We start from the raw sequence: 18,190 nt of genomic DNA on the forward strand, positions 1-18,190 counted from the left end.
GGCCGAGCGCTTTGAATTGCGACCTCGCCTCGTAGATGCGAGGTACGGATTCTGTGAACCGAACGCTCAATTTATGTCTGCGATGCTGTCAATCAAATCAATAACTCGGTTACCTGGATCGAGCGTTCTTCACTGGTGTCGTGTGCTTTCTCACGAAGAAATATCTCCTGATCTTCTCGATCAAGGCTACTGCATGCAGGATTTCAAATCTGGTGGCTTTTGCTACCTAATTTCGCAATTCTGCAGGCCTTATCGACTGAGGATGTTTAAGCGTGGCAACCGTATATACATGCTGGTGCATGAGGCGGACCAGTTCAGCTTGGCGATGAGTATGGGTCTTTTCAAAAATCCGGGCGAGATGTGTCCGGCCGGTTGATCTCATAATTCCCAAACGGTCTGCCGCTGCCTGTATACCATGACCATCCAAAAGTTCGACAGCGAATGCGGTCTCCGCAGGGGTCAAGCCAAACTGTCTTTGTATTTTTGAACTGAACGCTTCTGCTTGACGATTCGGATCTGTAACAAAGACCACAGCTACGGCCCGTTCCGCGGCAAAGAACGGAACGTCATCAGAACGGAGCGGAATTACTAATATTGATATCGGACGTTTTCCCGATTCACATGGCAAGTAAAGTTGCCCCCCTGCACCCGCGTCACTTCCGCGAAGCACAGATCTGGTAATGATGGAGTGCAGCAACGCAGTGTCATCGGCCCGATGGGCGCAAAGTATCCCTTCCGATATCTTTAGAGGACCAGAAGACGTGCATAAACGCTCGGCCGGATAATCGGCAAAAACCACACGGGCACTCTTATTTACCAGCAGTGTTCCTCGATCGAGAGCCTCCAAAGACGCCGTACTGCACATTTGCATTTCGGCAATCTTAATGTTCAATTGCACGGCACGTTGTAAGTGCGGCACAAGAAGCCGGTAAAGCTGAACATGCTCCGGCTCAAATTGCTTCCGTCTGTGTAGGGCGATAGCCGTTTGCCGCCCTTCCTCGACTAACGCTACAGCATTTAGCACCGATCCAAGACGCTGCGGAACAAGGAAGTCATTATAAAATTCAGTCCGGATAAAGTCATTTCTGGGCATAATCATATCGTCTGTCTGCACAGTTCCTGCCTGTGAGGATGAGGTCCGAGACCAGATTGGATTGATGCGATGATAATGACGAGCGTAACTTTCATAATATGCTGAATCGCATAATGGTGCGACACTCCATGACTGTCCTGAATTTTCCCCCTGTCGCGTAAGCACAGCGGCACGAGCACCACATGTTTCCGCGATGAGTCTCAACGCATCAGGCCAACGGCCGAAATCTGCCGCAGCATCATAAATCGCGCTGATCAGCGCAGCGATGCCATTCTCTTCGATCCTGAGTTCTCCCATATGTTCCCCGAAGCGCAAACTCGATTACCGACCTGTCTGCGAGGCACTCGTGCAGCGACACGAGAACTTCAATCAAAGAACACAGATGGAAAGACAGCGTCAAATTTTATTGTTCGAGTTTTTTGGTAAAGCGGCCATATCAAGCAGGGTCTCTGATGCGACAATACCTCGGAATTATTGGCAATTATGATTGTAAAATCGCCATCTGTATAGGCCGAACGGCTGATGGATGTTGCAAATTTGGAGTTAAACTACAACTGGCACTTGAGATATGTAAAAAATACTTATCACCAGTGCAAAAAGAATTGAAAAAATGTCCATCGAGTAACGACTGATAGAATTACAGTGGTCGGAGAGTACCTCATGACGATGCAAGTTCTTGACGCCAGAGATCCCACGCAGGTCGAATCGAGTAGTTTTATTAGTGCCGATTTGGGAGTTGCAGGTAGAAACCTTCTGGTACTTTCCGGCATTGCGTTGATCGATTGGCGTTATGACAGCGATGTGCTGTGGCGTGGCGAAACTCAGGTTCGATTGGGAGTGTTTGCTTCCAACCTAGAGCAGTGGAGTTCCTTTGTCGGTTTGGCAAGTATCGGAAATGACGACTCCTCATTCGTTTTTGCCGCAGACACCGCAACGGTAAGTCTTGATAACGTCACCGGGGAATTATTGCTGCACATCAACACCGCTCTGATGGGAGAGTGGTCTTATCTTGGACGAATATCGTATCAAGTCGTAGCGACGGTCGTCCGCGTAAATCCCCATATTGGCGGCGTTATTTCCTGGCCAAAGACACTCTTCAAACCGAAATCCCTGGATTCGTCGCTTGTGGCCGGCTCTCTGATCATTATGGCCAATCGCCTGGAACACATTACGCCGTCCGGCGGCTTTGCATTCGATAAACTCACGCCGCTGACACCGGGGCAAATATTCAAACTCGAAGACAGGGGTGACTCTATTGATGCATATTATCGCATCGATAACCCGCAGATGGCTGTGCTGCTATCGGTCACCGTCGCTGTCGGCGAACTGTTTTGGCAAAATGCTGGCGGTACGGTGGTGGCCGGTCAGACAACCCAACCCAGAGAATTTACATTAACGGCGAGTGCACCCTCAATGGACAACATCGATTTTGCCGTTTCAGTTTTACGGTTAGGATAAGCAATGTCGAATGGTTGGCCAAATCCTCTCGAGCTATACGCAATAGCAGAGTACCAATATCCGCTGGTCGATGAACAGCCGGTCGTGCGCATTCCCATCGTCGGGCCTGAACCGTTCAATACCCTGGTCGTTGTTCGCGGTCAGGTTGGCATCACGAACTGGCGCTATGCCGACGGTAAGCTGCAGCGGCGCAAAATCTCCGTTGGCACCAATTTTCATCTCGTTGGCTTCGATCCACGTGTGCCTGCTCCGGCGAAGCACTCGACAAGCGCGGCTATTCAGATGCTGCAATCAAGCGACGACACATCCTTTGTCAGCGCAATAGACGCGGTTGACGATGGATTTTTCGATGAGGTAGGGCGGTGGACCGTTGTCGTCCGAGTGGCCGACCTTTGGGACAATACTGTTTCCGCGTCTATGGCATACATATCGAGCTGGGTGCTGTGCTACGAGCCTCCCCTCGATCCGCATGCCACGCATGGCGTTACGCCATTTCGGCGTTACGCATCAAATACCCTTTCCCATCTATTGGAGATCGAAGCAAAAGACCCGACTGCTGCAGGAGCGAACATTGACCACTACGTCAAGAGGAGCGCGCGAAATCGGCAACAGTTACCGAATAACGCATGTGCTACAAATAACAGGAGTAGATCGAATACATTGCTACCGATGACATCAAATACGTACCAAGCGCAGACTGATTTGATCTGTCCCCCTAAGAAATGATCCTACATGAGTTATTGGCTACAGCAAGTAACGATCTCAAAAGCCCAGGGCCTCCAAGCATTATCCAACAAGGTATTTTGTGCACGGGGACTCAGTTTAAGCCTTTTATCTGACGAAGGATTAGGCACGCTGCAGGTCAAACGCATGATCGCAGAAGTAGCTGGTGGGAAGTAGGCGTTCGTGCCGCAAGGCGACACCGTTCCACTTCAATTGCTTGCGGAAAATGAGATGGCGCGACACGGTGGGCTATACTTTGCGGGAGACAAGCGCAAGGCTCCCGCTGATGCGCGTTCTTCCACATTTCGGATTGAGACCGTTGGAGATGCAATCTTGTCCGGATGAACTAATTCCCAAAGGCTCCTCGTAAGAAGGCGTGGACGTCGTTTACGGATTGATCGGCGGCAATCGCATTGTATTCGATCCAGTGACCGTAGGCTTCAAAGCCAGTCTTGAATTCCGGAGCGTCAAACGCGTGATGCGCACCCTTATAGACGTTGAGTTGTACGGGGCTTCCCTCGCCGCTGCGTTGTTTCATCATCTTTCGGCATTGCTCCGCGGGACTCCAGTCATCGACGTCGCCGACCAGAACCAGAGTTGGAACCGCCATATCGCCATTGGCTGCCTTGCATATCGGATAATAGGCTACCGCCGCCTTGAATTTGTGCTCCATAAGCCGCTCGGCCCCGCCAAGTTGCACCGCTTCCAGTGCTGCAATCCCGCCAGCCGAGAAACCCATCACAGCAATGCGTTTGGGATCAACGAAACCGGACATTGAGAGAAACTCCAGAGCGCCATAGGCATCATATACACGGTCGACAAGGAGGCTATGACAGGTGTTCTGAATGCCGCGCGTGCTGAAGCTGTCGACAACAAGTACAACGTAGCCCCACGATGCCAGCCGCTCCGGCCAGGTTTCCTTCACACTCAGGTGTATACCCGCACATCCGTGCAGAATGACGATGGCGGGAAACGGCCCTTCCCCCTGTGGTCGTGTCAGGTACCCCTGCAGTGGCGTGCCGGGAACAGCATTCACTGCCTCGCCTCTTGCCCGGGCGTTGCGTTCCTGAAACGCAGTGGGCTTCACAGGCGCACTTTCAAACTGTACGAACTGGTCAGCATCTGCATGGGCAGTAAAAAGATGCCCTGCGAGACAAAGGCAAGCCAGACAGACAACCTTTTTGAGCAGCCTCAACGGGTCTCTCCGCCATTATTGAGGTTCTTCACCGAAGTGGAATGTAACATGGAAACGATCGAAATAACCACGCGAAGCGATTTTGCCCTTTGGGCCATCGAGCGTGCGCGGGAGATTGTCAGGGTCGAGGGATCAGCGCTGGCATTGGCTGCCCGGGATATGGATGAAGCTGGAATTAAAGAATGTGGGACCGCATTGGGCAAGGCGATTGCCGATGCGATGCTCGAAGTATTCGACGGCCTGGTGCCCGGGTAGGCGGCCAAGACCGCTTTGCCAATGAAACCGTCAGGTCACTCAGTTCAACTTGAACTCACCATCCACGTGGCGCCATTCACTGGGGCCAATAAGGCGTCGATGGCAGTAGCGAACGGAATGCAGCGGGCCATCCAGTTTTCTTTGCCAGAAGTCCAGGAATTTCCTCATCTCGGGAAATTCCGGAGCAAGATCGTAGTCCTGCCAGATATAGGTCTGCAGAACGGATTGAAAATGGGGAATGCGGTATAGAATATGAGCAGTTGTGATACCGTAGCCCTTCAGCTGGCGTTCCATTTCTGACGAAAAGTGCATCGCAATCTCCGTTGTTCTCACATTGGAGATATGATGCCGCACTTGTTCGCCGACTTCAATGAAAAATCGATGGAATACACATAATAACCATTAGAATACAATATATTAGCAGCGATCGACCGTGACTGCTAATGTCTCGAGAATGCCACCTGTGTGCCTGTCCGGGTGAATGGCAATTCACTTGTCAAATCTCCACGCCGCGGCCAGGTCTTCACCCTGCCGGGTATCAGGGAGATTGTTGCTATTCACGGTTTGCCTGCAAGGCCAAGCTCTCTTGGTGGCAGCGGCTACAGCGAGGCTCAGGTCTGGGATGCCCAACCAATCCGGTCATTGCTTGGCCGTCCATGACAGATCGCGCTCTTACCTGTCTCTATCGTGAGCTGACCCATGCGATTGGACACCAAACGGCTGACTTTCAGGACTTGCCGTGATCGAAAAAGTCCGGCTGCAATTTCCCGGATTTCAATAAATATTGGAGCGTGTATGCCACGGAAAGGGCATCGTCGAGTGCATCGTGTCCCTGCAGCGGGGGATGTTTCACATGATAGTAATCGGCGAGCCTGTTGCTGGGCGTCTTGGCCAAATCCTCAATTGGCATCCCGGCTGCAATCAGCAGCTTTACCGCATTGTCGAACCGGCCAGCCGGAATGGGCGGCTGAATGCCGGCGACATAGCAACTGATGGCAACCATGTTCAGCTCATCCTTCCCCCACGACCAGAATCGCGCACCATTGGAGAAGCGATCGACGCCCGCCAGTGCGTCCTGCAGCGGTACGCCCTCCGCTTCCATGGTTTCATCGGTGATCCCCGTCAGCTTGGTGAAAAACGGATCGAGTGCATACCTGTTGCCAAATCGGTCGACTGGCTGAACGTGAGATCGGTACGTATCCAAAAGAGGGAAATCTCCCTCCAGCCCCAGCTTCACCGCCCCGATCTGTGCAATAACCGGATCAGGATCATCAGCCGCACACCAGAATCGACGCTGGGACCCTTCGCGGCAAAGAAACTCGCAATCGAAAATGATGGCAGTCTGCATGGTTTGCGCTTCCCGGTTAAAGCAGGTGATTGACTATGATTGTCGCGTCGGCTGACTGCATCCCATTCATCTCCTTGCAGCCGCCGTGAGCATTGGCTGTGTCTTAAAACCGGTACGTCAAGCCCAGAACTGGCCCGGACAACCGCGTGTCATAGACATGGCCGCCACGCTCGCAAACGATATCAAGCACTTTGTAGCCTGCCAAGGCCTGCGGTGAGCGTCACATTGTTGGAGATGTGCCAGAAACGGCCCCTTACATTGATAAAATGGCAATGGCAAATCTGTTCAAGCCCCCTTCACGCTTACAGTGTATTCTTGTGGATGCGCCCCTCCTTCATGATGAGCTGCATCGTCCGCTCAGGATCGGCGATCAAGGCGATGTCTTTGAGCGAATCGCCGTTGACCACCAGAATATCGGCATGGGCACCGGGCTCGATCCGGCCGAGCTTTCCCGGATAGGGATTGCGCGGTCCGGAAAGACCTGCGAGCTCGGCATTGCCGCTGGTCAGAAGCCGCAACACGTCGGCGTTATCATACCACCGGGCGAACTTGGCAAGCTGCTTGCCCTGCGTGGCGGTGCCCTTCGGGTTGAACAATATGTCGGTGCCAAGCGCCATCCGTACGTTGTGCTTGCGTCCCAGTTCGATCGCCCGGGCCGTTCCGTCTGCGATCATCTGCTGCTGCGCGCGCTGTTCAGGTGAGGCGTAGGTGTTGGCATCTTCATCGGCAAGAAAAGGCTGGATGCTCCACCATGCGCCCGCATCTGCAATGCGCCTGACGGTCTCCTCGTCGGCAAGCTGACCGTGCTCGATGGATTTGACACCGCATGCGAGGGCGCGCTGAACGGCGGCGGACGTGTAAGCGTGGATGCACACATAGGTGCCCCAGTCCGTCGCCGCAGACACTGCTGCCTTCATCTCGGCTTCGGTATATTGGAGCGCATCAATCGGGTCGTAGGCAGAAGCAACGCCGCCGCCGCCCATGATCTTGATCTGGCTGGCGCCCAGCATGAGTTGCTCGCGCACCCGGCGCAGCACTTCCGCTTCTCCGTCGGCGATAGCCGAAATGCCCGCCTGCTCGGCAACGCCGAGATCGCTTTGCGCCGTTCGCGGCAGATCCGTGCGCATGCGAAAGTCGCCGTGTCCGGACGTCTGCGAGATCATGGCGCCGGAAGGATAGATACGCGGCCCCGCAATGCGCCCCTCGTCGATGGCGCGTTTCAGGGCGAATGAAGGACCGCCCACGTCGCGGACCGTGGTGAAGCCACGCAGCACCGTGCGCTCTGCCTCTTGTGCGGCGACAAGGTGGACGTAAGGGATATCGGCAGTCATTGCCGCAATCTGTGAAATGCCCGCCAGGATCGAATGCCAGTGCGCGTCGATCATGCCCGGCATCAACGTCCGTCCGCCACAGTCAACGACGTCGGCATCGGCAACCGTGTCTGCGGAGGTGACCAGGGCCTTGATGAATTTACCTTCGACCAGGACACCCTGACCTTCGACAAGTTTTCCGCTTGTCCCGTCGAAAATATTCACATTGGTGAGCAGGATCGGTTTGGCAGGACTCTGCGCGAAGCCAGGGCTGACCATTCCAAGCACAGGAGCGGCAAGGCTCGCTGCGACACCTTTCAGAACGGAGCGGCGCGACAGTCCCTTGTCGACGCGTGCAAATAGCTGCTGTGCTCGCAGGCTGTGGCAGGCGCAGCCGCCTTCATGGCTCAAGTGCTGGTATTTCTGGCCCAGCCAAAACAGCAAGCGTACACTCCCGCCAGTTCCCTGGCTCAAGCCGGTCGATGATAGATAAAGCAGTTAAGCCGATTTGACTTCCTCGAACAAGGAGACCTTTCAGTATTTGGTGGCAAAATACTTTGCTCTGCTGAATGAAAGGCGGCCATTTTGCGATTCAAGCCGACCTTCGTCTTCCATCTTCCTATCAGTACTCAAATATGACCCATGACAAAATACCACCCAATCCCCGCCGCTGACGAAATCAGAAGCGTCGGGATCATTCCAAGCTTGAAGCGGAAGATGGCAACGACGGAAGCAAGCGTTAGCAGCAACGATGGCACATTGATTGAATGCGCCACGGGAACATCCAGATTGATGCCAAATGCCTGCCAGTGGATGATTTCGCTGAACAGAAGGTGAAGCGCAAACCAGATTGCCAAGTTCATGATCACGCCAACAACTGCCGCCGTGATTGCTGACATGGCTCCCGTCAGCGCATTGTTGTTGCGCAAGCCTTCGATGAAGGGGGCTCCGAGAAATATCCAGAGAAAGCACGGAACAAAGGTCACCCAGGTCGTCAGGATCGACGCCAGTGTGGCAGCGGTCAGCGGAGACAGCGTACCCGGATCACGAAATGCGCCGATGAAACCGACAAATTGCACAACCTGTATTAAAGGCCCCGGCGTGGTTTCAGCCATACCAAGGCCGTCGAGCATTTCGCCCGGCTTGAGCCAGCCGTAATTCTGAACAGCTTCCTGTGCCACATAGGACAGCACCGCATAAGCGCCGCCGAAGGTCACCATCGCCATCTTGCTGAAAAAGATACCGATCTGGCTGAACACATTATCCGGCCCGAGGATCAGGAGAAGGGCAGCAACAGGGATGAGCCACAGGAGCAGGAATGCAGCCGATATCTTCAACGACCAGAGAAGGTTTGGACGCGCGTGGGCCGGCGTCTCCTCGCCAAGGGCGGAATCCCGATCCGCAAGTCCGGGACCTGAACGTCCATGTCCGCCCCCCACCTGGAACAATGGCGATCGCGCACGCCCGCCAAAATATCCGATGATTGCAGCGGTCAGAATGATGAGCGGGAACGGCACACGGAATGCAAATATTGCCAAGAACGCCGCGACCGCAATAAGCACCATCACCCTATTCTTGAGCGCTCGTCTGCCGATCCTTGCGACCGCCTGCAACACGACGGCAAGGACAGCTGCCTTCAGGCCGAAGAACAATCCCTCAATGACACCGACAGTGCCAAAGATGACATAGATGTAGCTTAGGGCAAGTATCGACAGGAAACCCGGCAGCACAAATAGAATGCCTGCGACAAGGCCGCCCCTGGTCTTGTGCAGAAGCCATCCGATGTAGATGGCAAGCTGATGGGCTTCAGGCCCGGGCAACAGCATGCAGTAATTGAGCGCATGCAGAAACCGGCCCTCGCCGATCCATCGTTTCTCATCGACAAGGATGCGGTGCATCACCGCTATCTGCCCGGCTGGCCCGCCAAAGCTCAATGCGGCAATACGCACCCAGACACGGACAGCTTCAGCAAAGGCAATATCGTGGTTCCCGGAGGTTGCCGAAGCAACCTCCCTTTCAGCGCCGACAATCTGGACCATCTCACGCTCCCGGCCTTCTGTTGGGCCAGTTATGTGTTTCGTCGGTGGCATCCCGGCACCATCGGTAAAACGCATCGTAGAGTATCATGCCGGCTTCAAGCTGCTCCAGATCGTCGGAATACATGCGCGACAGACCAAGTGATGCTGCCAGCAGCCCCGGTGCTTCCGGTGCAAGATCGGGACGGGCCGTATCGGCACCCCGCACAATGGCCGCCAGCCGCGACAGCGGCTCGGCGTTCAATCCGAATTCTTCGATCATGACATCGAAGGTGCACAGCGCGCCACGATGGCTCCAGAAGACATCCTCGATGTCGAAGGATGCCGCGTTGAACCGGTCGGCAACCGCTTCCACTTCCGCGGGCGTGACGAAAAGGAAAACCGCATCCGGATCAACAAAACGCCGGATTAGCCAGGGGCAGGCAATCCTGTCCACCTTCGGCCGTGCCCGTGTCACCCATACCGTCCTTCCCTTCGGGTCGAGAGCAGGCAGTTTTGCCACGGGAACCAGAGGAAGCCCGGCATTGCTCCAGGCTTCATGGCCGCCGACCAGATTTTCCGCAGCGACACCATGATACCGCAACAGGGCAGCGGTGCCCTCGCTCAGTTTCTTGCCCTGCTGGCAGATGATGATTGACCGCTTGCCCTCAAGCTCATTTGCCCAGGTGTTGACGTTCCTGTGGGATCGCCGGCGCGCGCCGGGGATCAATCGCGGGTCAAGGTCAAAGTCCTCATCGATCCGCACGTCAATGAGAACCGGGCTGCCGGGTGTTCCGATCAGCCGTGCCAGTTTATCGTGTGTAATAGTTGTGGTCGAAGACATGTCGCGTCCTTCCGTCAAATCGGGTTTATTGGACGCGATACTTGGGCTGACGCCTCGTGGGGAGATCGCAATCCCCATGCGTATTAATTTGGCACGAACCGGAATTATGTCAAGTATAACCGAGCGGACATATGTTTCGGGGATAGGCACTTTGTGGCAAGTTCAGAAGTCACGCGGCCACACATCATGATAACGGTCTATAACAAAGGCATGGGCGTGTTTGAAACCCCTTCTGCCAGTTCCCTCCTCCCAGTGCGGATGATCATGTGCAAGTCCAGCATGACTGTGCTCAACCACATCATGATCGCCTGCGGGCCAAACCAAGGCAGCTAACAGGAGAGAGAAGCCGGCGATGCCTGCCAGTACGACGAACGTGAATGACAGCCCGAATTCCGCTCCAAGCCATCCTGCCAGGGGATAAGTGATCAACCAGCAGGCGTGGGAAAGAGCAAACTGCGCTGCAAACAGTGCTGGCCTGTCCTCGGCGTGCGCGGAACGCCTGAGCAGGCGGCCCGATGGGGTCTGCGCAACCGAGTAACCAAGACCGAGCAAAAACCACAATACCAATAGTGGCACAAATGACGGCACTCCCACTCCGGCAAGCAGGCCGGCGAACAGGACGACCACTCCTGCCAGCATCGCCCTGCGATCCGGAACTGTCTCAAGCAGACGAGGCAGAAGAAGCGCGGCAAGCATGGAACCGCCGCCAAAGGCTGCAAGCGCCAGTGCAGTCGACCGCTGTGTCAGGCCAAACTCGGATTGGATGATGACAACCGTGTTGACAATGACCATCGCCCCGGCAGCAGCAACACCCAGATTAATGGCAAGCAGTCCACGCAAGCGTGGTGTCGCCATGTAAATGCGCATCCCGCGTGTTGTACGGTCATAGATGCCACGCCGTTCAGATGGTTTCGGGCTGGGCAGCGTGACGGAGACAACAAGTGCAGCCGAAAACAGAAATCCGATAACCGTGCCGGCAAACAGGCTATGGAAACTGATGACCGTCAGAAGCGCCGCCGCCAGCATCGGACTGACAAGACTTTCCATGTCATAGGCGAGCCGCGACAGCGAAAGTGCCCGTGTGTAGTCCTTCTCTTCGGGCAGAACATCGGGGATCGTTGCCTGAAATGTCGGCGTGAAGGCGGCCGATGCCGACTGAAGCACGAAAATCAGGACATAGACCTGCCAAATCTCGCTGACAAACGGCAAGGCCATCGCTACGGCGGCGCGGACCAGGTCAAGACTGACAAGCATGGCACGTCTTGGCAACCGCTCGGCAAATGCGGCAGCAATCGGCGCAACCCCCACATAGGCAATCATCTTGATGGCCAGGGCGGTACCAAGAACGGCGCCCGCGTCTTTTCCAGCAAGGTCATAAGCGAGCAGTCCGAGGGCAACCGTCGCCAGCCCCGTACCGATAAGGGCAATGACCTGTGCCGCAAACAAATGGCGGTATGTCCGGTTATAGAGAACGAAAAGCATCGTCGATCACGCCTTACAGATATTTGGTGATGGTCTTGAACTCATCAATCGAACCGCGCTGCTCAGTCGAAATCGAACTGACGGCATCTTCCAGGCAATGATCGATGTGGTCCTGAATCAGTGTTTTCTTGGCCTGACTGATGGCCTTTTCGACAGCGTGCAACTGCTGAGCGATGTCGACACAGGCTCGGCCGGTCTCGATCATCTCGATGACTTTCTTCAAATGGCCATCCGCCCGCTTCAGGCGAAGAGCTATTTCTCTGTGGTGGGAATGCTTTTGATCAATGTTCATCAGGCGTTCATATCCCCCCAGGGGGGATATGGTCAAGTGCGGGGCTCAGGATATCCGACGAGGTGGAGCGGAGAACGCATCAGCAAATACAATGCGGCGACGTGTGTGATCATCAGCAGGGGGACATAGATGATCGGAATCCAGTACGCGCCGGCCAACTGCCCTGCGAGCGCGGGAAGACCGAGCTGGATGCCGTGATAATAATCAATGAGGATGTCAGCCGCCCCCACCAGATTGAATGCAACGACAAACAGCTGGAAGAGCGGGCGCGTTCTGACGCTGAGAAGAGCCAGCATGGCCAACAGGCCGGTGGTAAAGTCGCCATAGGCGGCGACTGTCGCGAAGTCGGAGGGCAGATTGGGACCAACAACGCCCGGAATCATGAAGACGAGACCGAAGAAGCGAAAACTGTGCAGCGTGGCGATGGCACGTTGCGCCTCGGCTTGGTCCATGGACTTGAGCCTGGGCCAGACATAGGCGCCAAAGCAAAGCAGCCACGGGATGTAACCGAGAACCAGATGCACATTGAAGATGAATGCCGGGGACATTTTGGGTTCCTATCCATTCTGCCGGATGTCAGATGACATGGCGGCCATGACCGGCCGCCGCGTGATGCCCTGACTTGCATACCGGTATAGGACTGCTTCCCGCGATCGACTATTCGCGATAATGTTGACGGGTTATGAAACGCAACTTCACAGTCAGGCAGGGCGCACTCGACGGCGTCGAGGCGTTCCTGAGCGTCGCGCAGCACCGCAATTTCCGCAAGGCGGCTGCGGATCTTGCGGTGACGCCGTCTGCGATCAGCCAGGCGGTACGCACGCTTGAGTCCCGTCTTGGCGCGGCACTCTTCATCCGCACGACGCGCAGTGTCGGCTTGACCGAAGTCGGCGAACGGTTCCTTTCGCGCGCAAAACCCGCCTTCGAAGAACTTGTTGCGGCAAGCGAGATTGCACGCGATCTTGGGCGGCGACCGGCCGGACTGCTGCGGCTTGCGGCCCCCCGGGCCGTGGTGCCGATCCTGCTGGAGCCGCTGATCGCTTCCTTCTGCCAAGCCTATCCCGATGTCGAGGTGGAGATCGCCACGGGCGCGGAGCTGGTCGACATCGCTGCGGAGGGATTTGACGCCGGCATCCGGCTCGGCCAGTTCATCCAGGCCGATATGATCGCGGTGCAGCTGACGCCGTCGCTCCCGCTGGCCGTGGTCGGCAGCCCCGACTATCTGTACCGGCGGGGACGGCCGGAGCGCATCGACGATCTGCGCTATCATGCCTGCATCCGCATGCGCCGCTCGAACGGGTCGATCGCTCCCTGGTCCTTTGTCAGCGGCAACGAACCGGTGGACGTCGTGGTTTCCGGGCCTTTTATCGCCAACGACATGCCGACGGTGATTGGTGCGGCGGTGGAAGGATTGGGGCTCGCGCAGGTGCCCGGGCCCGTCGCCTCCAGCGCGGTGAAAGCGGACAAGCTCATCGGGGTGCTCGAACAGTTCGCGCCGATGATGCCGGGTGTCTATCTCTATTATCCCAGCCGCCATCAAATGCTGCCGAAACTGCGCGCTTTCATCGATCACGTGAAGAGCCGCCCGGGTGCCGGCAACAAGCCGCAGTGATAAGGACGACAAGCCCAACACGCGAGATGACAATGCGCAGACATGGGGGCCGGTTTCCCGAGGAAGCGGCAATCCCGGGGTCAGTTGAGCGTCACGATGCCAATCGACGCCAGAATATTCTCGTGCTGGTCGCGGCTCACCACCATTGCCTTATAGGAAAACATCGACGCCAGGTCGATCTCATCGAAAGTTGCATTTGCGAGAACCGCATTGTCGAGCGTGGCCCCCGACAGATCGATATTGTTGATGCTGGAACCGATAAAACTTGTTCGGGTCAGATTGCTTCCCGCGAGGGAGACATCGCGGAGATCGCAATGTTCAAACCTGCTCTCCTCGTAGTTTCCAGGGACAAAAACGGCATATTGCATTTTGCAATCGGAAAAGCGCACGCCCCCGGTCAGGATCCGTTTGCCGACCTCTCGATGGACCCCAACTTCCAATGACATACCGCTGGCTGCGCATTCCATGCACTCGAGGAGATAAGCATCACATTTATCAAGTTTGTTCAGGCTTAAATTGCTGCGTGAAAATTTGGCTTCGGTCAGATTGCAAAACGACCATTGGGATCCCGTTTGCTCGATCTCATCGTAGAATGAACAGTTTTGAAATTCGGCCTCGCGAAATGAGCAATGAACAAAACGGCAATTGATAAATTCGGACGAATGGATTTTACTCAGGTCGAAGTTGCAATTCTTGAAATGACAATTGCGGAATTGCACTTCCACGATGTGATATTCACTCACGTCATCGCCATTGAAGCTCAGATTTTCGATCAAACCGGCTGATTGCAACGCGGTCTCTAAAGCTTCATTGGTCATTTTATTCGCCCCTTGGCTCCGCGTTACGAAATCTGCTTCTGTTTTATGCGCATGGAAGGCTCAAACAAGACGGAAAACTTAGTTCCACAGCGAAAGGATCACGCAATGGCAAAGAATACGATTTGTCTCTGGTTCGATAAGGATGCCGAGGAAGCCGCCCGCTTCTACGCCGGGGTGTTTCCTGACAGCACGGTGCGTGCCGTGTTTCGTTCACCCAGCGACTACCCATCCGGCAAACAGGGCGACGTGTTGACGGTCGATTTCACGGTTGCCGGCATTCCTTGTCTCGGTCTCAACGGGGGCCCTGTGTTCAAGCATAACGAAGCTTTCTCGTTCCAGATCGCCACCGACGATCAGGAGGAGACCGACCGCTACTGGAATGCCATCGTTGGCAATGGCGGCGAGGAAAGCGCCTGTGGCTGGTGCAAAGACAAGTGGGGGATTTCCTGGCAGATTACGCCGCGCGTGCTGACCGACGCGCTGGTGGCTGGCGGCGGCGAAGCAAAGCGCGCGTTCGATGCAATGATGGGCATGAAGAAAATCGACGTCGCCGCGATCGAGGCAGCCCGGCGTGGTTGACGCTGCAACGCGACCGCCAAGGACGACCATGTCCCGGCGCCGCTTTGCCGTCATCCGCTTGTCGCCATGCCCAACAATCTACTGCACCCGACAAGACTAAAGCGTCCTGGCTTTGGCTGTCCCGGTGCCGGGCTCCGCATCCGCACGCTTGCTGCGGATGCGCAAGACACCCAGCCCCGACCGGACATAGGGCGCGCACGCCGCTTTGAGAAACACAATCGCCAGACTGCAAGCCGTTAAAACCAGATTAGCGTCCATCTGTGCCGCCTATTTGCAAACCATCCCATGAAAATCGGGCGCTGCCCCGGGAAAACGGCTCATTGCGCCCGCGGCGGCACACGATGCGGCACCCACGGGTGTTTCCGCTCGGAATCGAGAAACATCGCCTGCTGATCCGGCGTCAACACCTCAAGCAATGCCGTTCTGGCTTGCTTGAACGTTTGCGCTTTCGCACCGCGCTCTATCGCAAGGTCCGCCATGCGATCCGCCGTCAATGGTGGCCTTTCATGCGGCTTGCCGGGTTCGTCTCTTGGTTTTTCCGGCAAGGATTCAGTGCCGGGACCAGACGCCGACCGATCGACAAACGCCAGGAGCGTCGACGTATAGCGTCTCCAGGCATCCAGTTGCGCACTCTGGATGCCGACGATGGTCTCCTGGGCCGACAGCCAGCTTGCCAGGGGAAAGGCGCCATCCTTCGGCGGCCCCACATGCCGCTCGCGACTATGCTCAGGGACAGCGGACTTGTCTGCCGGCTCCCCGCCACACGCATTCTCGCCGTTGTAATCGTCATCGTCACCGAGAATGGATCGGGCGAGCTGGGTGAAGGAGATGCGGGCAACGGTTTTATCCGGGATCACATTATCCGCGCGAGCCATCGGACCCGCCCCGCTCGAGCCCGTTGAAAGGCCAAGTACCATCGCTGCGGCCAATCCCGCCGTCAGAACCGTATGTGTCATTCGTCACCTCGCATCAGGGGAAGTCTTGCTGCTGGAACATGAAACGTGCGGGCGTCGGAAATCCGTCTCAATCATTTCGGAAACTTGCTCGCGGCCTTATTTTTGTAACTGAACGTAAACGAGCGCATATCCGGCAATGTTTCGTTACAAAATTGTTCTGCCGGGCCTTTGGAAAAACCGTTAGGAACGGCGATGCGATTAGAAATGCGTTGAGCGATGCAAACTGCAGCCCATATCATGGTCGTCGATGACGATGCCGAAATCCGTTCGCTTCTCGGGCGCTATCTGAGGGAGCAGGGTTTCCGCGTCTCAGTGGCCGCCAACCGGCGCGAGTTCGATGCGCTCTTCGCCGAGCGCAACCCGGACCTGCTTGTGCTCGACGTCCTGCTGCCGGATGGGTCCGGTCTCGATATCTGCCGGGTCATGCGCAGCCAGAGGCAGCAGGTTCCGATCATCCTGCTGACCGCGCTCAAGGAAGACGTCGATCGGATCATTGGCCTCGAAATCGGTGCCGATGATTATATGAGCAAACCATTCAACCCGCGTGAGCTGACCGCCCGGATCAAGGCAGTGCTGCGCCGGTCAAACGGTGACAAGCCGGCTGCGGAAGAAATCAGCACGTTCGAATTTGCCGGCTTTGTCGTCGAGCCGCGATTGCGCCGGGTGCTCGGTCCGTCGGATAGTGCGGTCGATCTGACCGGCGCGGAATTCGACCTCTTGAAGGTTTTCCTGGAACGAGCGGGAAAGCTGCTGTCCCGCGACCAGCTGCTTGATCTGACACAGGGGCGTGACCGCGATCCGCTCGACCGGTCCATTGATGTCCTGATGAGCCGCCTGCGCAAGAAACTCGGCGACTGCGAGCAGCGTCCTTTGTTCAAAACCGTGCGCAATGGCGGTTATCAACTGACTGTTCCCGTCAAACTCATTGCTGCCGAACCATGAACTCCCTGCGCAACCGGATCGCTCTTCTGCTGTTTCTGGCGATTGTCACCGTGGTGCTTCTGGCCACGCTGACCGCCGTGACCGTGCTGCGCGGGCCTCCGCCCGAAGCCGTGCTGTCGCCGGTCATCCAGAAGATCAGTCCCGTCATCCGCATGATCGAGGCAAATCCGGCCAGCGCGGCGTCACAGGAATTTGCAATACAACCCATGCAGGCCCCCGGCTTTGACGACAGGCGGTTGTCCGGCATGTTCATGCGCGAGCTTGCGCAAACCGGACTTACCCGGACAGTCATCGTCACCCGCAATGCCGGGCAGCAGGGCCTTGCCGCTTCGGTCAGGCTGCGGACAGGCATGTGGCTGGTTGTCGACGTTCCGGATATGACACCGCGCATGTGGTGGATACTGACGGCATGGATAACCCTCATCACGCTGGGCAGCACTGCCGTATCCATCTTTGCCGCATCGAAAATCACCAAGCCGCTCCTGCTCCTGGACAATGCGGTGACGGCGGTCAGCGCTGAAGGGACCCTGCCCCATGTTCCGGAAACCGGTTCGCAGGAAGTCCGCGCCACGGCACAGACGATCAACCGGTTGTCGGAGAGGCTGAAAACCGCCACGGAAAGCCGCATGAGGCTGATTGCGGCCGCCGGTCACGACATGCGCACCCCGATGACCCGCATGCGGCTGCGCGCCGAATTCCTGCCGGATGATCCCGATCGCCAGAAATGGCTGAATGATCTGGAGGAACTCAGCAATATCGCCGACAGCGCGATCAGTCTTGTTCGCGAGGAAACAGTCCGGGATACATTCGCAAGCACGCGGCTCGATCTGACCCTGCGGGAGATAGCCGACGAACTTTCCGGTCTGGACATGAAGGTGAATGTCCAGAACCTTGCGCCACTGTCGATTGCGGCGAGCCCGCTGGCGCTGAAGCGGGCCTTGCGCAATCTCATCATCAATGGCGCGACCCATGGCAATGGTGCTGACATCGTCATGGAACAACGGCAGCAAGCGGCTGTGATCACCATCACCGACAATGGGCCCGGTATTCCGTCCGAACTCCTGGACAAGGTGTTTGAACCATTTTTCCGTGCGGACCGTTCGCGGCGCAAGACCGTGCTTGGCGCCGGTCTCGGACTGGCAATCGCCAAGGAGATCATCGAGCGTTTCGGCGGTACGGTCACCATTGCCAACCGCGAACCGTCGGGCCTTCTCCAGACCATCCTGTTCACCGTCGAAACGCGGCCGCAAGCTTAGTTTGGCCGGCGG

At 56.4% G+C, this 18,190-nt stretch carries 19 protein-coding genes; 7 read left to right on the plus strand and 12 right to left on the minus strand.

Going from position 1 to position 18,190, the window contains the following annotated elements:
- Positions 1–226: 226 nt before the first annotated feature.
- On the minus strand, positions 227–1,390 hold the full coding sequence (locus ACIQWS_RS09820) for a helix-turn-helix transcriptional regulator (RefSeq protein ID WP_403175694.1): 1,164 nt from the start codon (positions 1,388–1,390) through the stop codon (positions 227–229).
- A 363-nt stretch (positions 1,391–1,753) separates the two neighbouring features.
- Between ACIQWS_RS09820 and ACIQWS_RS09825 the strand changes: the two genes are divergently transcribed.
- Both ACIQWS_RS09825 and ACIQWS_RS09830 read left to right on the plus strand, forming a co-directional pair.
- On the plus strand, positions 1,754–2,551 hold the full coding sequence (locus ACIQWS_RS09825; RefSeq protein WP_403175696.1) for a hypothetical protein: 798 nt from the start codon (positions 1,754–1,756) through the stop codon (positions 2,549–2,551).
- A gap of 3 nt (positions 2,552–2,554) precedes the next feature.
- Positions 2,555–3,277: a hypothetical protein gene (locus ACIQWS_RS09830; protein WP_403175699.1), complete on the plus strand. Its 723-nt coding sequence runs from the start codon at positions 2,555–2,557 to the stop codon at positions 3,275–3,277.
- A 343-nt stretch (positions 3,278–3,620) separates the two neighbouring features.
- Here ACIQWS_RS09830 and ACIQWS_RS09835 read toward each other — a convergent pair whose 3' ends face one another.
- On the minus strand, positions 3,621–4,469 hold the full coding sequence (locus ACIQWS_RS09835) for a dienelactone hydrolase family protein (protein ID WP_403175703.1): 849 nt from the start codon (positions 4,467–4,469) through the stop codon (positions 3,621–3,623).
- Positions 4,470–4,517: 48 nt separating this feature from the next.
- On the opposite strand from ACIQWS_RS09835, the gene ACIQWS_RS09840 reads away from it, so the two are divergent.
- Positions 4,518–4,724: a hypothetical protein gene (locus ACIQWS_RS09840; RefSeq protein WP_403175707.1), complete on the plus strand. Its 207-nt coding sequence runs from the start codon at positions 4,518–4,520 to the stop codon at positions 4,722–4,724.
- Between the two features lie 39 nt (positions 4,725–4,763).
- Here ACIQWS_RS09840 and ACIQWS_RS09845 read toward each other — a convergent pair whose 3' ends face one another.
- The 8 genes from ACIQWS_RS09845 to ACIQWS_RS09880 form a co-directional block, all read right to left on the minus strand.
- The gene (locus tag ACIQWS_RS09845) at positions 4,764–5,036 is read right to left on the minus strand and encodes an aspartate-semialdehyde dehydrogenase (RefSeq protein WP_346306607.1); all 273 of its coding nucleotides are present in this window, start codon (positions 5,034–5,036) and stop codon (positions 4,764–4,766) included.
- Positions 5,037–5,451: 415 nt separating this feature from the next.
- The gene (locus tag ACIQWS_RS09850; protein ID WP_346306606.1) at positions 5,452–6,072 is read right to left on the minus strand and encodes a 3'-5' exonuclease; all 621 of its coding nucleotides are present in this window, start codon (positions 6,070–6,072) and stop codon (positions 5,452–5,454) included.
- 302 nt (positions 6,073–6,374) lie between these two features.
- Positions 6,375–7,826 carry an amidohydrolase family protein gene (locus tag ACIQWS_RS09855; protein ID WP_403175717.1) on the minus strand — a complete coding sequence of 484 codons (1,452 nt, stop codon included), beginning with the start codon at positions 7,824–7,826 and terminating at the stop codon, positions 6,375–6,377.
- A 185-nt stretch (positions 7,827–8,011) separates the two neighbouring features.
- Positions 8,012–9,421, minus strand: a complete 1,410-nt coding sequence (gene chrA / locus ACIQWS_RS09860; protein WP_403175723.1) for a chromate efflux transporter — start codon at positions 9,419–9,421, stop codon at positions 8,012–8,014.
- A gap of 1 nt (position 9,422) precedes the next feature.
- Entirely contained in the window at positions 9,423–10,241 is an 819-nt protein-coding gene (locus ACIQWS_RS09865; RefSeq protein WP_403175727.1) for a chromate resistance protein ChrB domain-containing protein, read from the minus strand.
- Positions 10,242–10,403: 162 nt separating this feature from the next.
- Positions 10,404–11,723 (minus strand): MFS transporter, encoded by a 1,320-nt coding sequence (locus ACIQWS_RS09870; RefSeq protein ID WP_403175731.1) that lies wholly within the window; start codon positions 11,721–11,723, stop codon positions 10,404–10,406.
- A 13-nt stretch (positions 11,724–11,736) separates the two neighbouring features.
- On the minus strand, positions 11,737–12,015 hold the full coding sequence (locus ACIQWS_RS09875) for a metal-sensing transcriptional repressor (RefSeq protein WP_346306601.1): 279 nt from the start codon (positions 12,013–12,015) through the stop codon (positions 11,737–11,739).
- Positions 12,016–12,047: 32 nt separating this feature from the next.
- Complete coding sequence (locus ACIQWS_RS09880) at positions 12,048–12,563, minus strand: hypothetical protein (protein ID WP_403175736.1); 516 nt, start codon at positions 12,561–12,563, stop codon at positions 12,048–12,050.
- Positions 12,564–12,697: 134 nt separating this feature from the next.
- Here ACIQWS_RS09880 and ACIQWS_RS09885 point away from each other — a divergent pair, with 134 nt between their 5' ends.
- Positions 12,698–13,627 carry a LysR substrate-binding domain-containing protein gene (locus ACIQWS_RS09885; RefSeq protein ID WP_403175741.1) on the plus strand — a complete coding sequence of 310 codons (930 nt, stop codon included), beginning with the start codon at positions 12,698–12,700 and terminating at the stop codon, positions 13,625–13,627.
- 80 nt (positions 13,628–13,707) lie between these two features.
- Here ACIQWS_RS09885 and ACIQWS_RS09890 read toward each other — a convergent pair whose 3' ends face one another.
- Positions 13,708–14,445: a pentapeptide repeat-containing protein gene (locus tag ACIQWS_RS09890; RefSeq protein WP_403175750.1), complete on the minus strand. Its 738-nt coding sequence runs from the start codon at positions 14,443–14,445 to the stop codon at positions 13,708–13,710.
- A gap of 105 nt (positions 14,446–14,550) precedes the next feature.
- On the opposite strand from ACIQWS_RS09890, the gene ACIQWS_RS09895 reads away from it, so the two are divergent.
- A complete protein-coding gene (locus tag ACIQWS_RS09895; protein WP_346306597.1) occupies positions 14,551–15,024 on the plus strand; it encodes a VOC family protein in 474 nt (157 codons plus the stop codon).
- Between the two features lie 317 nt (positions 15,025–15,341).
- Here the strand turns inward: ACIQWS_RS09895 and ACIQWS_RS09900 are convergent, their stop codons facing one another.
- The gene (locus tag ACIQWS_RS09900; RefSeq protein WP_403175754.1) at positions 15,342–15,980 is read right to left on the minus strand and encodes a hypothetical protein; all 639 of its coding nucleotides are present in this window, start codon (positions 15,978–15,980) and stop codon (positions 15,342–15,344) included.
- 216 nt (positions 15,981–16,196) lie between these two features.
- On the opposite strand from ACIQWS_RS09900, the gene ACIQWS_RS09905 reads away from it, so the two are divergent.
- Positions 16,197–16,922 carry a response regulator gene (locus tag ACIQWS_RS09905; protein ID WP_403175761.1) on the plus strand — a complete coding sequence of 242 codons (726 nt, stop codon included), beginning with the start codon at positions 16,197–16,199 and terminating at the stop codon, positions 16,920–16,922.
- Positions 16,919–18,178, plus strand: a complete 1,260-nt coding sequence (locus ACIQWS_RS09910; RefSeq protein ID WP_403175766.1) for an ATP-binding protein — start codon at positions 16,919–16,921, stop codon at positions 18,176–18,178. The genes ACIQWS_RS09905 and ACIQWS_RS09910 overlap by 4 nt, the downstream gene beginning before the upstream one ends.
- Positions 18,179–18,190 lie beyond the last annotated feature (12 nt).

It is taken from the genome of Phyllobacterium sp. NPDC097923 (genome assembly GCF_044760925.1).
GTDB classification, from domain to species: domain Bacteria; phylum Pseudomonadota; class Alphaproteobacteria; order Rhizobiales; family Rhizobiaceae; genus Phyllobacterium; species Phyllobacterium calauticae.

Coding starts and splice junctions, on each gene's coding strand:
- ACIQWS_RS09840 (WP_403175707.1), top strand. CDS start 4,518: ATGGAAACGATCGAAATAACCACGCGAAGCGATTTTGCCCTTTGGGCC.
- ACIQWS_RS09825 (WP_403175696.1), top strand. CDS start 1,754: ATGACGATGCAAGTTCTTGACGCCAGAGATCCCACGCAGGTCGAATCG.
- ACIQWS_RS09875 (WP_346306601.1), bottom strand. CDS start 12,015: ATGAACATTGATCAAAAGCATTCCCACCACAGAGAAATAGCTCTTCGC.
- ACIQWS_RS09905 (WP_403175761.1), top strand. CDS start 16,197: ATGCAAACTGCAGCCCATATCATGGTCGTCGATGACGATGCCGAAATC.
- ACIQWS_RS09870 (WP_403175731.1), bottom strand. CDS start 11,723: ATGCTTTTCGTTCTCTATAACCGGACATACCGCCATTTGTTTGCGGCA.
- ACIQWS_RS09820 (WP_403175694.1), bottom strand. CDS start 1,390: ATGGGAGAACTCAGGATCGAAGAGAATGGCATCGCTGCGCTGATCAGC.
- ACIQWS_RS09895 (WP_346306597.1), top strand. CDS start 14,551: ATGGCAAAGAATACGATTTGTCTCTGGTTCGATAAGGATGCCGAGGAA.
- ACIQWS_RS09865 (WP_403175727.1), bottom strand. CDS start 10,241: ATGTCTTCGACCACAACTATTACACACGATAAACTGGCACGGCTGATC.
- ACIQWS_RS09845 (WP_346306607.1), bottom strand. CDS start 5,036: ATGCACTTTTCGTCAGAAATGGAACGCCAGCTGAAGGGCTACGGTATC.
- ACIQWS_RS09850 (WP_346306606.1), bottom strand. CDS start 6,072: ATGCAGACTGCCATCATTTTCGATTGCGAGTTTCTTTGCCGCGAAGGG.
- chrA (WP_403175723.1), bottom strand. CDS start 9,421: ATGGTCCAGATTGTCGGCGCTGAAAGGGAGGTTGCTTCGGCAACCTCC.
- ACIQWS_RS09830 (WP_403175699.1), top strand. CDS start 2,555: ATGTCGAATGGTTGGCCAAATCCTCTCGAGCTATACGCAATAGCAGAG.
- ACIQWS_RS09880 (WP_403175736.1), bottom strand. CDS start 12,563: ATGTCCCCGGCATTCATCTTCAATGTGCATCTGGTTCTCGGTTACATC.
- ACIQWS_RS09910 (WP_403175766.1), top strand. CDS start 16,919: ATGAACTCCCTGCGCAACCGGATCGCTCTTCTGCTGTTTCTGGCGATT.
- ACIQWS_RS09885 (WP_403175741.1), top strand. CDS start 12,698: ATGAAACGCAACTTCACAGTCAGGCAGGGCGCACTCGACGGCGTCGAG.
- ACIQWS_RS09890 (WP_403175750.1), bottom strand. CDS start 14,445: ATGACCAATGAAGCTTTAGAGACCGCGTTGCAATCAGCCGGTTTGATC.
- ACIQWS_RS09900 (WP_403175754.1), bottom strand. CDS start 15,980: ATGACACATACGGTTCTGACGGCGGGATTGGCCGCAGCGATGGTACTT.